The organism is Paraglaciecola sp. L3A3 (genome assembly GCF_009796765.1).
Taxonomy (GTDB): Bacteria; Pseudomonadota; Gammaproteobacteria; order Enterobacterales; family Alteromonadaceae; genus Paraglaciecola.
The window spans coordinates 4423366-4439809 of sequence record NZ_CP047023.1; the positions used below are offsets into that span (position 1 = coordinate 4423366).

Sequence of the window (16444 nt, forward strand, 5' to 3'; positions counted from 1 at the left end):
AATAAGTATTAATGTTATGCAGTTTATTATCAGACTCCACCCAGAAATTATCGTTAAAAGCCGCAGCGTACGTAAGCGTTTTACTTTTTTGTTGGCCGGTAATATACGACGAATTTTTAAAAGTCATGAAATGTCGGTTGAAGTACGTCAGTCATGGGACAAACTGACTTTAATCGTAAACAGAAAATCTCTCGATAATCAAAATGAAATTATTGAGTTATTGCAACTTATTCCCGGCATCGACCAAATAATGCGGGTAGCAGAAAGTACATTTATCGATTTAGACGATATTTGCCAACAAGTTAAACAAGCTTGGCAACCGCTACTAATAGATAAAACCTTTGCAGTTAGGGTCAAACGAATAGGTAAACACCCCTACACATCTTTAGAAATAGCCCGTTATGTGGGTGGTTATCTAAATCAAAATTGTGACAGTAAAGGCGTTCAACTTAAAAATCCCGAGATGATTGTTGATTTTGAAGTCAACGACAATACCTTGATCCAACAACACAGTAGAATTAAATGTTTAGGCGGTATGCCTTTACCCACTCAAGACCAAGTATTGTCCCTAGTTTCTGGAGGTTATGATTCGGGCGTAGCGACATATCAGATGATCCGCCGCGGTGCGCGTACCCACTTTTGCTTTTTTAACTTAGGCGGCCGTGAACACGAAATTGGCGTAAAACAAGTGAGTTATTACTTGTGGAAACGCTACAGCGAATCTCATAGAGTAAAATTCGTCGCCGTTGATTTTGCCCCTGTGGTGGCGGATATTCTAGAAAACGTCGATAACAGTCAAATGGGTGTAGTACTTAAACGTATGATGGTTAGAGCGGCCAGCAAGGTAGCAGACAAACTAGACATTAGCACCTTAGTCACAGGTGAGAGTTTAGGCCAAGTATCAAGTCAAACTTTAGCTAATCTTAGCGTGATAGATAAAGCCTCTGATAAACTAATTCTGCGTCCATTGATTTGTATGGATAAACTAGAAATTGTCGACCAAGCCAAATATATAGGCACAGAAGACTTCGCCAAAATCATGCCCGAATATTGTGGAGTAATATCTCGTAAACCCACAACCAAAGCAGAAGTAGCTAAAATTGAAATTGAAGAAAGCAAACTCGATTTCAGCATAATTGAGTATGTTGTCGACCAAGCTAAAATGCGCGACATTCGTTCTATTGGTGAAGAAGCCGAAGAACAAACTGAATATGTCACTGAAGTCGATGTACTGCCTGCAAATAGTGTAGTGTTAGATATTCGCCCAGTCGAAGAACAAGAAGAGTCGCCACTGCAATTAACTAATACCGCAGTGCAACACATCCCCTTCTTTAAATTAGCTTCACAATTCCCAGCCCTATCTCAAGATAAAAAGTACTTTTTGTATTGTGAACGAGGGGTCATGAGCCAACTACAAGCCCTGCTATTACAAGAACAAGGTTATACCGAAGTGCAAGTGTATAGGCCTTAAAAACAGGCTGTTGCAGACTAAGACAAAAAAACAGTGTGAAAGATAAAAGTCAAAATGAGTAGGACTATGGAGAAACATGCAAAACAACCAAGATAGAAAAGTCATTAGAGAAATTGTTAGCTATATAAAAAGTCAGGAAAGTGACTTACGTAGCAGGGTGCCTTTCTTGGCCCAACAAAATACCTTAGGTTTAACCATTCTTTTACTCTCAGTATTGGGTTTTGTTGCCACAGGTGTATTGTATTTTTATGCTGTGATCCCTGCTTGGCTATGTATTGTTGTTGCCGCTTTATTTGCCTCTATTGCTCACGAGATCGAACACGACTTAATCCATCAACTGTACTTTAAGTCAAACGCCGCGATGTACAATTTTATGATGTTTATGGTTTGGGTGATTAGGCCAAATACCATTAGCCCTTGGTATCGTAAAAACATCCATTTAAACCACCATAAAACCTCTGGTACTAGCCAAGATATTGAAGAGCGATTAGTAGGCAATGGCATTAAAAGTCATGCTTTAAGGTTTTTAGTGATCTGTGACGGATTACTTGGACTGATCATACGTAACAAACAGTTTTCTCGTGAAATCAAAGGTTACCAGTTTTTTTCATTATTTAATGCGGGCCTACCTTTAACCACTGTTTATTATATGCTTATCTATGTTTTTTTACTTTTTCATGGCGTTAATTTTATTGCTGAAAGTGCTACCATTGCCATCAATTATCCGGTTTGGCTACTCAACCTAATGCAATGGGTAAACTTTATTATGGTAGTTTGGGTTGTGCCTAGTTTTTTACGTGCTGCATGTTTGAATTTTGTCACATCATCAATGCATTATTATGGTGCCGCATTTAATTTAATCAAACAAACTCAAGTACTTAATCATTGGGCATATTTACCATTCCAAGCTTTTTGCTGTAATTTTGGTAACACTCATACCATACATCACTTTGTACCTAATCAACCATTTTACATTCGCCAACTGATCAGTAAAAAAGTAAACCAGTTACTAAAAGATAAAGGAATTAGGTTTAATGACCTAGCCAGTATTAGCTCAGCTAATCGGTATCAAACAAGTCAAGCAGAAGGTTAAACTCTGCTTAGTATTTTAATTCTATTTAACCGGAGTTCTGAATAAGAAGTATCGTCCAATCTTAATTTATCATTACAATTCAATAATTTAATAACGTATTATTGCTAGACTCTCCTCCAACGCGGCTAGGCAGCCCAACGCCGCTAGGCACAAAAAGAGCGTTATCGAGAGGTTCGGCTTATCCAGTATTCAGGTTATTTAATAGAGCCGAGAATTTAATGGTATTGGTTAGTTCTTAACTAATAATGTAAAATATGCAGGGCTTTTATGCCCAGCAGCGACCTTAAAGCCATTTCCCCCTCCCACTATACGAGATTCATCTTTAGTTTTAACAGCTGTGTGGTAATCAATATAATCAAAACGACGTACTTTACCGTCTTCTGCGACAAAGTAAGCTCTACTGACATAAGCGCCCCCCCAACTAGCGTTGTTTTGGCTAAACCCTGCCATATCACTAAATGATGACTTGTAACTTCCATCTGAGTTTTTATTATTGTCTCTGTTGATTGTAGCTACCAAGTTTTTAATTTGAGACTCAGTTGCTAAAGACCATCCTTTATAGTCACCTTTAGAATATACTTTCCTAGTCGTTTCATTAAAATCCATCCAAATAAGACCTGTATTATTATCTTTAAATGCAGCAAAATTTTCGTTAGTCACATCAGAGAATCCAGAGTTAGCTGAGGCTGTAACCGAAGCTAATGATAAAACTAATCCAGCGGTTAAATTCTTCACGATAGATAATTTCATATATTTGTTTTCCTGTTATTTTATAGTTAATTATTACAACTGTCAGTTTGCTCTAAGACGACATCACCAAATATTACCAACCATTGATTACAAATTATTTTTGTTATCTTTTTGTTACTTCCATGCCCACACTGTAAATCTTTATCGTAACGATTGTAAACAAAAATAACGTTCTTTTATATATACAAAACACTAGTGCTTCGTGAATTTGTCTACCCAGAAGATCTGAGCCCAGAGTAAACCTTTAATAAAGGTGTAGTGAGACTTTTGAATTTAGAGTGAGGGAAACAAATTATAGGATTGGTTTTTAAGAACTTTGCTTCGATTGAATCAACAGTCGAACAGTTTTTTAACATCCATGCAATATTACCGCTTGATTTTCATACAACTTATAGTAGCTTTAATATTTCATTTACTACAAAATCGAGGAATACCCATGGCGGACAAAGAAGAAGAAAAGAAGGGATGGAATAATATTGCAGCATCAATTAGCGAAGCAGTAGGAGACTTAGCCACTTTGTCGGTAGAAACCTATACAGGTGACTTAGAGGTGGTTGTAGGTACAGATAATAAGCTAAAATGGGATTCAATGCTGGCTACGGTGCGTAGTAGCGAAGAAAAAGTAAAAGGTAAACTAAAATTAGCTTTGGCGACTCAAATCAAAATTGATGGCGATTCAGTTAATTTTATTTCTGAAAATAATGTCAGCGAAACCCTTATCCAAACCCATGCTAGTGCGGTTAAAAATGGCTCTGAATTTAGATCTAAGGTCATTGGTCTGGCGCTGGGAAAGCTCACATCTTAAACAAAAAAGTATTGATTGAGGGGGTAATCGCAAAATGGAAATCAGCGAACTTGCGGGTATGCCAACAGGATTTGATCAATTGGTCGGCTTTGAAACCATTCTGGAAAAGGTTGAACGGCCGGGAAAAATAATTTCTGTCCCCACCAGCCAAATAAACTTCAAAGCATTACGCCAAGATACACAATTGTATCAACATGTCTGGAAACGTTTATATCAACTTGGTTATCTGTCTACCAAACAAGCTGGCCGAATTCGGGGTCCAAAGCGAAACATTAGACAACCCAATAACCACACAAAGTTAAAGACAGCATTAAAACAATTCCAAACTGACGCCAATATTATTCATGATGGCTGGCTTGGCTTACAAACCTGGGAGGCATTACAACAACTTTATACTTTTGACGAACCAACTCACTTAGCAGATTGGCTTATAGATAACCGCCGACCAGCGCTAAATAAAAGTATTGAGTTAAGGCTGAGGGTACTCGGCATTGTACAAGATAGTAAGAAAACCATACGCGTACATATGGTCAATCGTGTGTCTGGCTTGAAGACGTGGCAAATATTTTTGCGTTATCTAGGTGCGATACCCGAGTCAGGGGGGGAAATTGAATTTTTAACTTACCTTTATGATTTCGACAAATTGACTCCTCTGCTCTACGCCAACTACGAAAAAATCTTGCAATCCGATTTTGAGTTTAAACATGATCTACTACAAAGTGTATTAGCCATTGAGTTATGGCTACATGGTTTTGACAAGCTTGCCCCTGGTTTAACCGTCAATAATAATCCTATTAGTTATGCTGGTGACAATCCTATATCTAAAGCCGTAACTCTACTTTGCCAAAATGAAAACTTACCCGTTGAAGCTGAAATAAGCCCACAAGATTTAATCAAGGCATGTTTAAAATTTTTTGCCGACTTTGAAATTGGCCAATCAGATACTAGCCAATTAGACACTGAGGGAGTTGTAGAAGCTATTCGTGAATTTTCCAAGAACGAAGAACACGCAGAAGCCTTATCAGAACAAATTAAAGCAACATCCTGGGGCGCCTGGTTATTTGATGGCATAAAAAGAGCATTTCGCTGGGTTTACCGACAGCTAAAAAAAGGTGTTGAATGGCTTGCTGAAAAAATTAAGTCTTTAGCTATTGCTATTAAAAAGTTGTCATTGCCTGTAATAAGTTTTTATCACCGCACAGTAAAAATTTTAAACAATGGATTATCTGTTTTTAGCCATAAACTATTTAAAGGATCAACCACTGAATATGCCATTTATCGTGATCTAGATTTTGATTTTAAAGTGTTCATTGCTGACTCTGCCAACCCAGCACAAGTACAACACTTTTTAGATGGCTTTAACGCCATCTGGAAACAAGTGTATAAAACTATGGCCATCGCACTAATATTGCTACAAATAATTAAAGAAGCTATCACCTTAGCTTCAACTGCTGCAATTGGTTTACCTTTTGTGATAGCTAGATTTTATAAATTCACTCGCTCGGCTGAATACAGTTTTATAAAAGATGCGTTTGCTGCAAAGTAAAAATAAGCCGAGCCTCTCGATAACGCTCTTTTTGGGCCTAGCTGCGTTAGATTGTCTTGGGGGAGACGAATGTGATTAAGCTATTGAATTATATTGTTAAATTCAGATTGGGCTATATCTCTTACCCAGAACTCGGGTTAGTTAAACAATATGTCGCTCAACGAGCATCTAAATACCTCTATCTAGACTCAGGCATCATAAGTTATCGAACTTATACTTTTCGATAATGCTCAGTAGGTTATGCTTTCCTTTTTGACGATGTAAACTATGTATTTCTCCTGCTTTATTCGCATCCCCAGCGCGAATAGCCTCGACCACCGCCTTATGATCGGCTGTTGAATCTGTAGGCTTAGCACGCAGTTCAAGGGTAAAAAAGCGAACTCGATGGGCCTGTCCCCAAAATTGTAAAACCACTTGCTTCAAACGAACGTTACCGCATAGATCTAATAGACACTGATGAAACGCCTCATCAGCTTCGGCCCACTCTTTTAGATTATCTTGTTGTAACGCTTCTTCCATTCGCAGTGTGGGCAGCTCAAGCTGTTTAAGTTCTTGTTCCGTAATAGTTTTTTCTGCTACCTTTGTGGCTAGTATCTTAGCCGCTTGAGATTCTAGGGCTGTCATAATGTCATAGATTTCATTCATATCGGCAGCGGATATAGGCTTAATAAATATGCCTTTTCTAGGCCTGATTTTTATCAAACCTTCTTTTTCAAGCTGCACACAAGCCTCGCGAATAGGGGTACGACTAATATTTAATTTTTCTACTAACACTTTCTCTAATATTTGATCACCAGCGCTGAACTCGTTTTCCAAAATTAAAGAACGGATAGTCCGATAGGCTTTTTCTGAAAGGGGAATTGCACTGGTTTTGCTTGGTTTAGTCATACATATCTTCTTTTGCTAGATGCAAATAAGTCTATTATCTAGATAAGTGTTTTTTGGTGAGCATGTTAGGCCATTAGCTTGGCTATCAACTTCTAGTTACAAGTTTTTACAAAGAAAATTCGAGTGCATTTATATTAACTCATCTAACTCTGATTGAAACCTGTAGATTGCTTGTTTTACAAGGCTTTTTCGAAAAGCATATTTTCTGATAACTACGACAGAACCGACAGTTATCGCACTGCCAAGATAAGCAGCAAAATAGTGTTTAATTATTTTTATTGCCGTGTAATTCCTTACCATTGTAATTTAAATGTTAATTTTTAGCATTGACATGTTAATCCTTCAACATTACTGTACAAACAATGTATACATTAAGAGTCAGCAACGTATACATTAAGACGTAAGAGTGATTTTGTCTAACGTCTCACATCTTCCAATTAACAGGAAAAGATTAAAAGGCTTAAAATATGAACATGCACAATAAGTTTAAAAAGACACTACTGACAAAGAGCATATCGCTGTTGCTTAGTTCAGCAGTCATTATGCCGACCATGGCACAAGAGTCCCAAGCTGATGATAATACAGAAGTTATTGCAGTTACCGGGATTCGCGGCAGTTTACTTAAATCAATGGATCTCAAAAGAGATTCGAAAGGCGTAGTTGACGCTATTTCGTCTGAAGATATTGGTAAATTTCCCTCTACTAACCTAGCTGAATCATTACAACGTATTCCCGGTGTTTCTATCGACCGAGTTAACGGCGAAGGTTCAAAGATTACCGTACGTGGTTTTGGTGCCGACTTTAACCAAGTGACACTGAATGGGCGTACCATGCCCACTGCAAACGTGCCGATTGTCGGCGCAGGTAGTAGCGGCAGCGCTTCAGGGGCTTCGGGTAGAGCCTTTGATTTTTCAAATTTGTCCTCTGATGGGGTGCAGATACTAGAAGTATTTAAGACAGGGCGCGCAGATATTTCTTCAGGCGGTATTGGCGCAACGGTTAACGTTGTGACACAACGGCCTTTAAGTAATTCAGGTATGCAAGCGTCATTAAGTGCCAAAGCAATACATGACACATCAGTAGATAGAGGAAGCAGCCTGACTCCTGAAATTGGTGGTTCTTTTAGTTGGACAAACGAAGATAATACGTTTGGAATTGGCTTTTTTGGTGGCATATCAAATAGAGATAGTGCAGCTGCTGGCGCCACGTCGTCAAACTGGAATGTTATCCCATATTCTGAATTTCTTGGTCTGACGACAGAAGATACTGTCATTACCAATGCGCCGACTTCTTTAGACCAATATGTAGCGTTGCCAAGAGATAGCCGTTATCAGTTTTCTGAATTTGAACGGGAACGTGCTAATGGTCAGTTAGTGTTGCAGTTTGCACCTAACGACAAATTATCTATGACGGCAGACTACACTTTCGCTGAGAATAAAGGAGTGGAAGAAAAAGTAGAATTTTATAACTGGTTCAATCGTCCTTTTACCGAAGTCGTTTTTGATGACAGTGAAGTTCCAACCACTATTTTTATAAAAGAAAGAGCCATCAATAAAGGCGGCGGTATGCCACAGGTTATGCGCGCCACAAAAGATGAGTTAAGCTCACTTGGTTTTAACGCGCAATACCATGTGAATGACAAACTTTCATTAACCTTCGACGGCCACTCTTCTAAAGCTGAAGTAACGCCTGACGCACCAATGGGCTATACCGAAATTAATGTCGGCTTAGACCATAAATACGGTAACTCTCCTACTGACTCAGCATTTCAAGCCGTTGATTATAGTGGCGCAATTCCTGTGCGAACAGTAGAAACTATATCAGGAGAGACAGTAATTCGTCCTGAAATAGTAGCGAGTCAAGTTGCCAGTGGCATGCGTAAAGTCACACAAATTAATGAAATAGATCAATTCGATTTTAGTGCTGACTGGGAGTTAGATGACGGAGCTGATATCACAGTCGGGGCCAATTATCGTACCCAGAAAAACGTTGCTGATAGAACTGACTATCAACAAATTTTAGGGAACTGGGGCTCTGAAAACCCTGGAGATGTAGAAGATTTAGCACCAGGAGCGCTTGAAACTTTTTGTATCTCTTGTAAGTTTAACGACCACACTATAGGTGGTGGGACAACCTCAGTTGGCGGCACAACAAACAATGAAGTGTATGCTGTTCGTGGCAATGCTGCGGATATTTTTGCGGCATTATCACCTGCGTATGAAGCTGGTTATGCTGGTGCATCTTCTCGGCCTCTAAATGTTACGGGTAACTCTTATGATGTTATCGAAGAAGATGTTACAGCCGTTTATATTCAACTTACTAACATGTTTGAAATTGGCGGCTTGGACGCATATTTGAATATAGGGCTTAGATACGAACAAACCGATGTTACTGCAACAACTGAATCATCTCCTACGTCTGCCATTATTTGGCAAGGTGATAATGATTTTGCAAAATCAACCGCGGCAGCAGGGACAGGGTTCTCATCAAGTTCTTCATACAGCAACCTGTTACCTAACATCGATCTTGCGATTGATTTATCAGACGAACTTAAAGTACGCGCCTCTTTCAGTAAAACACTGGCCAGAGCGACTTACAATAATCTATACGCCAGCGATAATGCCAATACACCATCAGGTCCAACAGCCTTAGGTAACGTGGTAACGGGCAGCAAAGGTAACCCAGGATTACAACCGCTAGAATCAGATAACTATGATGTGTCTCTAGAGTGGTATTTTGATGACACTAGCTATGTTTCAGCAGGTTTGTTTTCTAAACGTGTACGCAATTTTGTTGGGCGTGAAACTGTTACCGGTAACTTGTTTGGTTTGCGCGATGCTTCATCTGGCGCAGCTGGCACTCGCTCGGGCATAGCACTAGATATGCTCGACGACCTAGGAGTACTAGCAAACGAAATTAATCTATTTGCAGCAGCAGTATACGTTGACCAATCAGCAAGTATAGACGAAGCAATGGCGCTGTTTACGGCCAATCAAGATGCTGATGGGAATATAGAGGATGCTGAATACGATCGCTTAGAAGGGCTCTATGATATAACTCCAAACAGTGATGACCCCTTATTTAACTTTGCTTTGAATCAACCTATAAACAATGAATCAGCAGAAATAAACGGGCTAGAACTTCAAGCTCAGCACTTTTTTGGTGACTCTGGATTTGGCGTAGTTGGCAGTTACACTGTGGTTAACGGTGATGTTGGCTACGATGTATCTGGCGCGCCTAATGTCTCGCAATTTGCACTGCAAGGCTTAAGCGATACTGCAAACTTCACGTTAATTTACGAAAAAGATGGTTGGTCAAGCCGCTTAGCCTACAACTGGCGTGATGAATTTCTTGCTTCAGCAAATGATGGCAGTGGCTTTAATAACCCTATATTTGTCGAAGAGTACGGGCAGTTAGATTTCAATGTGAGTTACTCGTTTAGTGAAAATCTAGCGGTATCTTTTGATGCAATCAATTTAAATGAAGAAACCTCTCGATCGTTTGGTCGTTCGCAAACAGATTTGCACTTTCTTCGTGAAAATGCAGCGCGTTACTACTTAGGAGCTAGATATAAATTTTAGTAAAACGTAAGTCAAACTGCCAGTGATGGCGGTTTGATGATTTTATTTGAACAGCGCACTCTATATTTTAGGGTGCCCTAACTATTTTTAACTGTCTTAATGACGTAATAACCGTAAATAGGTCTTAGATGTCAAATTATATAGCATTAGATTGTGTGGCTCACCAAAACCTCAAAGTACGGACTGGATACGGTAAGGTATTTGGAGACAACATTAATCATGCAGTCGTTTTTCCTACCGAATTTGAAACCTTGCACAGAGAATATCCGATTTTTTTCCGCCATAACGCAACATCAGGTTACTACGCTATCTGTATTCTAGGATTTGATAAGGATGAAAACCTTTTTCTAGAAGATGGTCGTTGGGCAGCACGATCTATTCCGGCCATGTGTATGAAAGGACCATTCGCGTTGCAGTTAACTAATAACAAAAATGAGCAGCAGGTGGAGTCTGACCCCATAGTTATGGTTGACCTTGATAATGCATGTATAAACTATGAAGTGGGTGAGTCAGTCTTTAAGGCTCACGGTGGTTACACACCCTACTTTGAGGGGATACTTCAAGCCATGCGCAAGATCAATGTGGGTAGCCAAAGTGCAGAGGCGTTTTTTACCATTTTAGATAAATTTAAACTGATAGAGCCGGTGGAAATAAAAATAGATCTAGCACACAGTGGCAGTTACAAGATAGCAGATCTATTTACCATAAGTCGTGAACGCCTAGTTGCATTATCTGCTGAAGAATTATTTGAATTAAATGGGCTCGGGTTGCTGGAACATTGTTTTGCCGTGGTCTCGTCTGCCGGCAACACATCGCATCTGGTTAATATGAAAATGCATCGCTCTACTTTATCCAAGTCATAGGCAAAAGAATGAGAGACGATAATAAGTTTTATACAATTAAACAGAGTCAGTTCACTGAAATTGACTTTAATGCCCTGACTGAATTAGGCCGACCATATTTAATAAAAGGAGTGATAGCAGACTCCCCTTTAGTGACTAAAGGTCGCCAATCATTAAGCTTAGCAAAAGAATACTTGCAGACTTTTTATACGCAAAAACCCATGTTAGTTTATCAATGCGAAGCTGAAGCAAAAGGTCGGTTTTTCTACAATGCGCAATTTGATGGGATGAATTTCACAACACACTTTGCACAATTAACAGATTTTTTTAATGATATAGAAAAAAGCCAACAGACCCGTAGCGATAACGCCTTCTATATCGGTTCAGCTAGACTGAATGACTACTTTCCAGAGATACTAGAGGCCAATTTACCGATCCATAATGCCAATCTTTCTGGGCATTCAGCTCAAGCTGGCATTTGGCTTGGCAATAGAACCACCGCAGTAACTCACTTTGATACCTCAAATAATATCGCCGCCTGTATGCTCGGGCGACGCAGGTTCACTTTATTCCCACCTGAGCAGAGTAGCAACTTATATCCAGGGCCTTTAGAACCAACACCTGGTGGTCAAGTTTTAAGTATGGTAGATATTTCGGCTCCTGATTATGAGCGCTACCCTAAGGCGCGAGAGGCTCTCAAACATGCCATAGTGGTAGAGTTAGAGCCTGGTGATGTATTGGTTTATCCTGCTTTGTGGTGGCACCAAGTTGAAGCATTAGATGACTTCAATGTCATGCTCAACTACTGGTGGAATAGCACCCCTGCTTACGTTGATGACCCCATGGCGACATTATTACATGCCATGTTAAGCCTGCGCGGGCGACCACAAAGTGAAAAAAACGCCTGGCACGAATTATTTCAACATTATATTTTTGCAGACAAGCAACAAGCACGACAACATTTACCACCGCATACATGGGGTGCTTTACGAGATCTTGATCAATTAAGCGCTCGGGTATTACGCAATAAAGTATTAAAAAAGATTAATCGGTAACGATTAAGCGCTTTATATTTTTAGTGAGCAGATAGGAAGTTTCAAATGCAAAAAGTACAAAAGGTGGTTATCGCGGGTGGCGGTACAGCGGGATGGATAGCAGCTGCTACTTTATCGAGTCAGTTGGGCAGCTTGATTGATATCACACTAATTGAATCTGCAGATATTGGCACTGTCGGTGTGGGCGAAGCCACCATTCCTACACATAAAGCCTTTCATCGCCTTATTGGTGTTGACGAGCAAGAATTTATGCAAAAAACCCAGGCAACCTTCAAATTAGGCATTGAATTTAGCAATTGGGGAGATATAGGTGAGAGCTACTTCCATGCCTTTGGTCAGATTGGTCGTTCCACTTGGATGGGGGATTTTCAGCACCTTTGGCAACACGCGAATACACTAGGCTGGGGTGGCGAATTACAAGATTACTGCTTCGAGCTACAAGCGGCAAAAGCAGGGAAATTTGGCAAAGACAATAAAACTAACATTAACTATGCATTTCATTTAGATGCAAGTTTATACGCCTCTTTTTTAAGTGAATTTAGTCAAGCCCGAGGCGTTAAGCGAATCGAAGGCACAATTGACCAAATAGAAATGGATAGTGAAACCGGCCACATTAGCAAACTTATATTAACTAATGGCAAAAGTGTTTCGGGTGATTTATTTATAGATTGCACCGGCTTCAAAGGATTACTTATTAATGGTGCCTTGGGAGTAGGTTTCGAAGACTGGTCACATTGGTTACCTATGAATAGTGCTTGGGCGGTGCAAACTGAAAGTAAACAGGACATTCCACCGTATACAAAATCAATTGCTCGAGATGCCAGTTGGCAATGGCGGATCCCACTACAAAAAAGAGTGGGAAACGGCTTGGTGTTTTGCAGTGACTATATTTCTGATCAAGACGCGCTGCAGTTACTCACCGACAATCTTGAGGGCGATATGCTCACCCAGCCACGTTTGCTAAAATTTAAAACCGGTAAACGTAAAAAAACATGGTTTAAGAATTGTGTAGCCATCGGCCTTTCTAGTGGATTTCTCGAACCACTTGAATCCACCAGTATTCATCTTAGTCAGATTGCAGCAACAAGATTGGTTCAAATGTTCCCTTTTAATGGTATGGATGAAACCCTACAAACACATTACAACAGTTACGTTGATGGAGAGGTAAATAGCATAAGAGATTTCATTATTTTACATTATACTTTGAACCGACGACCCGAGCCTTTTTGGCAACACGCTGCAACTATGGATATTCCTGACTCACTGCGACATAGGATGGAGCTATACACAAAAACCTCAATCGCCTTTCAAAATGATGGAGACCTATTTCGCGTTGATTCTTGGAACCAAGTCATGTTGGGACAAGGGGCAAAAGTTGAAGGTTACCATCACATGGGCCGCTTAGTGAAAAATGATAACTTACGCAAAGCATTTAACGATTTACAAATGCAAATCAAAAAAGCGGTCGAGGGTATGCCCATGCATAGTGACTTTCTGCGTCAATATGGTGTGCTTAGTAATCAATAACTTTGTATTCAAGCGCGTTCTGGCCAAGTAAAAAATATACATTTAATTCGGACCTAGTAATGTTTTGATAAATTCAGATTAGACGATACTTCTTATCCAAAACTCAGATTAAATACATTCAAAGCAGACAAAAAACTAAAATCCAAAGATGTTACTTCCAGTGTTACCAAAAAGTTTAACTGAAACAGCCCCTGAGTGGACGGGATAGAAGAAGTCAGCTAATTCGAATTTGGTGCTGTCATTTGTGTCGCTAGTTACTGTGAGGGATTCACTCAGGTACATCCATGTACCTGCCCCTGCGGGCGCCAGAAGCGGTGTAAGCAAGATTTGTAGGAACAAATCAGAACAGCTTTCGCTGGCCTGCGAAGCAGGTGAACTACATGGATGTAGTGAATAAATGTTCCAGACGATTAGTACTTCAGGCATCCTGCCTTACGCCCTTCGGGCCGTGCTTCGCACGTTCAAAAACCATCCAGTAGTTTTTGTCGAACCGCGAGGGTTCTCATCCCGACTCTACTCCGCCAAAATGAAAAAGGCCCAACGAACAACGTTGAGCCTTTAAACAAAGTTAATTTTAAGTTAATCAATGTTGATAGGTATGAAGTTACTGGACGGGATAAAATAAAATCAGTTAATTCGAAGTTAGGTGCTGTTGTTTATGCTGGAGATTACTGTGAGGGATTCACTCAGGTACATCCATGTACCTGCCCCTGCGGGCGCCAGAGGCGGTGCTAATCGTTCCAGACGATTAGTCGAACCGGAGGTCCGAACCAAGTCCTCTCTCTCCGCCATATACAAAAAAACCCGCTAATGCGGGTCATTTTGTATATGGCGGAGAGAGAGGGATTCGAACCCTCGTTAGGTTTAACCCTAAACACACTTTCCAGGCGTGCGCCTTCAGCCACTCAGCCACCTCTCCAAATTTTTTGCCTATTTATATGAGTTATTAAATTATAACTCTACGCTGGCTTGCGCTAAATCTTGTACTACTCAGTCAATTGACTGATTTTCTGAGCGCGGAGTATGTTATGGAAATCGGCGCCATGAATCAAGTTAAACCTTATAAATACCTAATTTAACACTCTATCTGCTTATTAAATTATCAATATCTGGCAATAATTGCAGATAGTCATCTGCTACATCTAAAAATTTGCCGTACTATATGGGTACCTATTTATCTATCAAGCAAGGCGTTCGTTGTTTAATAAACAGTGTACGAAACAAAAATTGCCAACGAATCTAAGCTCTTTTAAATTTTGTCCTAACTGTAAAAGTGAAAACATAAGCTCACAGAATGGCCACAAACATCTGTGCGCTGAGTGTCAGTTTGAATACTTTCATAATACCGCAGCAGCTGTTGCCGCAATCATTTGTTGTGATGACGAGATATTACTAACAGTAAGAGCTAAAGATCCTGAAAAAGGCCAATTAGACTTACCTGGTGGGTTTGTTGATCACAACGAATCTCTGGAGCAGGCACTGAGTCGAGAGTTAAAAGAAGAGTTGGCTGCGGATATTGTTAATTGGCAGTATTTTTATTCAGGAGCGAATACCTACCATTACAAAGATCTGCTTTATCACACTTGTGATGTAGTTTTTGTTAGTTACTTAACAGAAAAACCAAAGCTTAATGCTGATGTAGCAGAAATAGCTGGATATCAATGGATAAAAATAAGTGAGTTTGATACTAGCCGTATCGCCTTTGCTTCATTACGCAAGGCGATAGACCAATTTATAAAATCACAAGCTTAAGCGTTGCCTGCCACTTTCATATTTAATTGCGCAGAAAAATCTAACATTCTATTTAATGGGATCAAGGCTTTTTCGCGCAGTGCGTCATCCACAAAAATCTCATGACCACTAGTTTCGCTAAGAGACTGGTGAATAGCTTGTAAGCCATTCATTGCCATCCAAGGGCAGTGAGCACAACTTTTACAAGTTGCGCCATTGCCACCGGTTGGGGCTTCGAGTAAGGTCTTTTCTGGAGCGGCTTGTTGCATCTTGTAAAAAATGCCACGGTCGGTTGCTACAATAAATTTTTCATGAGGTAAGTTTTTAGCCGCATTGATTAATTGTGTTGTAGAGCCCACAGCATCGGCCAGCGCGACTACACTCGCAGGAGATTCTGGGTGAACTAACACTCCTGCATCCGGGTGTAAGTGGCGCATGTCGTTTAGGGCTTTAGCTGAGAATTCATCATGCACGATACATTCACCTTGCCATAACAACATGTCTGCACCGGTTTCTTTAGCAATGTAAGCACCTAAGTGACGATCCGGTCCCCAGATGATTTTTTCACCTAGAGAGTCTAAGTGTTCGACTATCTCAAGCGCTATACTTGATGTTACTACCCAATCAGCTCTAGCTTTAACTGCTGCAGATGTATTAGCGTAAACCACAACAGTATGATCGGGATGAGCATCACAAAAAGCAGAAAACTGTTCGATGGGACAACCTAGATCAAGTGAACAGGTTGCTTCTAATGTTGGCATCAGTACTTTCTTTTCTGGACTAAGAATTTTTGCGGTTTCGCCCATAAAACGAACACCGGCCACAATTAATGTGTCGGCATCACAATCTCTACCAAATCGTGCCATTTCTAGAGAATCAGAAATACAACCACCTGTCGCTTCAGCTAACGCTTGAATTTCAGGGTCGGTATAATAATGTGCGACTAAAACAGCATTGTTTTGTTTGAGTAAAGATTTGATTTCTTCAACGTAGCGTTTTTGTTCAATCTCGCTTAAAACAGCGGGTTTGGCCGGAAACGGGTAATCTATGGTCTCGACTTGAAATTGCTCTAACATAATCTGAATAGTTTACTAACTGAGGGATAAAAATGGTCCGAGTATTATACCTGAATGTCACAGAAATGACATAATAGCA

The 16444-nt window shown here is 40.1% G+C and carries 12 protein-coding genes and 1 tRNA gene; 9 read left to right on the forward strand and 4 right to left on the reverse strand.

What is annotated here, in order from left to right; translation table 11 throughout:
- The first annotated feature begins 16 nt into the window (after positions 1–16).
- Together thiI and GQR87_RS18325 are read left to right on the forward strand one after the other, a co-directional pair.
- A complete protein-coding gene (gene thiI / locus GQR87_RS18320) occupies positions 17–1471 on the forward strand; it encodes a tRNA uracil 4-sulfurtransferase ThiI (RefSeq protein WP_158971862.1) in 1455 nt (484 codons plus the stop codon).
- Between the two features lie 76 nt (positions 1472–1547).
- Positions 1548–2564 carry a fatty acid desaturase gene (locus GQR87_RS18325; protein WP_158971864.1) on the forward strand — a complete coding sequence of 339 codons (1017 nt, stop codon included), beginning with the start codon at positions 1548–1550 and terminating at the stop codon, positions 2562–2564.
- Positions 2565–2792: 228 nt separating this feature from the next.
- Here GQR87_RS18325 and GQR87_RS18330 read toward each other — a convergent pair whose 3' ends face one another.
- Entirely contained in the window at positions 2793–3314 is a 522-nt protein-coding gene (locus GQR87_RS18330) for a hypothetical protein (protein WP_158971866.1), read from the reverse strand.
- A gap of 436 nt (positions 3315–3750) precedes the next feature.
- On the opposite strand from GQR87_RS18330, the gene GQR87_RS18335 reads away from it, so the two are divergent.
- Together GQR87_RS18335 and GQR87_RS18340 are read left to right on the forward strand one after the other, a co-directional pair.
- Complete coding sequence (locus tag GQR87_RS18335; RefSeq protein WP_158971868.1) at positions 3751–4119, forward strand: hypothetical protein; 369 nt, start codon at positions 3751–3753, stop codon at positions 4117–4119.
- Between the two features lie 34 nt (positions 4120–4153).
- On the forward strand, positions 4154–5665 hold the full coding sequence (locus GQR87_RS18340; protein ID WP_158971870.1) for a peptidoglycan-binding domain-containing protein: 1512 nt from the start codon (positions 4154–4156) through the stop codon (positions 5663–5665).
- A 195-nt stretch (positions 5666–5860) separates the two neighbouring features.
- Here the strand turns inward: GQR87_RS18340 and GQR87_RS18345 are convergent, their stop codons facing one another.
- Positions 5861–6553, reverse strand: a complete 693-nt coding sequence (locus tag GQR87_RS18345; RefSeq protein WP_158971872.1) for a GntR family transcriptional regulator — start codon at positions 6551–6553, stop codon at positions 5861–5863.
- A gap of 467 nt (positions 6554–7020) precedes the next feature.
- Here GQR87_RS18345 and GQR87_RS18350 point away from each other — a divergent pair, with 467 nt between their 5' ends.
- The 4 genes from GQR87_RS18350 (at position 7021) to GQR87_RS18365 (ending at position 13558) form a co-directional block, all read left to right on the forward strand.
- Positions 7021–10134 (forward strand): TonB-dependent receptor, encoded by a 3114-nt coding sequence (locus GQR87_RS18350; RefSeq protein WP_158971874.1) that lies wholly within the window; start codon positions 7021–7023, stop codon positions 10132–10134.
- 128 nt (positions 10135–10262) lie between these two features.
- The gene (locus GQR87_RS18355) at positions 10263–10997 is read left to right on the forward strand and encodes a SapC family protein (protein WP_158971876.1); all 735 of its coding nucleotides are present in this window, start codon (positions 10263–10265) and stop codon (positions 10995–10997) included.
- A gap of 8 nt (positions 10998–11005) precedes the next feature.
- On the forward strand, positions 11006–12031 hold the full coding sequence (locus GQR87_RS18360) for a cupin-like domain-containing protein (RefSeq protein WP_158971878.1): 1026 nt from the start codon (positions 11006–11008) through the stop codon (positions 12029–12031).
- Between the two features lie 45 nt (positions 12032–12076).
- Positions 12077–13558 (forward strand): tryptophan halogenase family protein, encoded by a 1482-nt coding sequence (locus GQR87_RS18365; RefSeq protein ID WP_158971880.1) that lies wholly within the window; start codon positions 12077–12079, stop codon positions 13556–13558.
- 829 nt (positions 13559–14387) lie between these two features.
- On the opposite strand, the gene GQR87_RS18370 is transcribed toward GQR87_RS18365, so the two are convergent.
- A tRNA-Ser gene (locus GQR87_RS18370) sits at positions 14388–14477 on the reverse strand.
- A gap of 308 nt (positions 14478–14785) precedes the next feature.
- Here GQR87_RS18370 and GQR87_RS18375 point away from each other — a divergent pair.
- The gene (locus tag GQR87_RS18375) at positions 14786–15310 is read left to right on the forward strand and encodes an NUDIX domain-containing protein (RefSeq protein ID WP_233267316.1); all 525 of its coding nucleotides are present in this window, start codon (positions 14786–14788) and stop codon (positions 15308–15310) included.
- Here the strand turns inward: GQR87_RS18375 and nadA are convergent.
- Positions 15307–16365, reverse strand: coding sequence for a quinolinate synthase NadA (nadA, locus tag GQR87_RS18380; protein ID WP_158971884.1), 1059 nt, complete (start codon positions 16363–16365; stop codon positions 15307–15309). The genes GQR87_RS18375 and nadA overlap by 4 nt on opposite strands.
- Positions 16366–16444 lie beyond the last annotated feature (79 nt).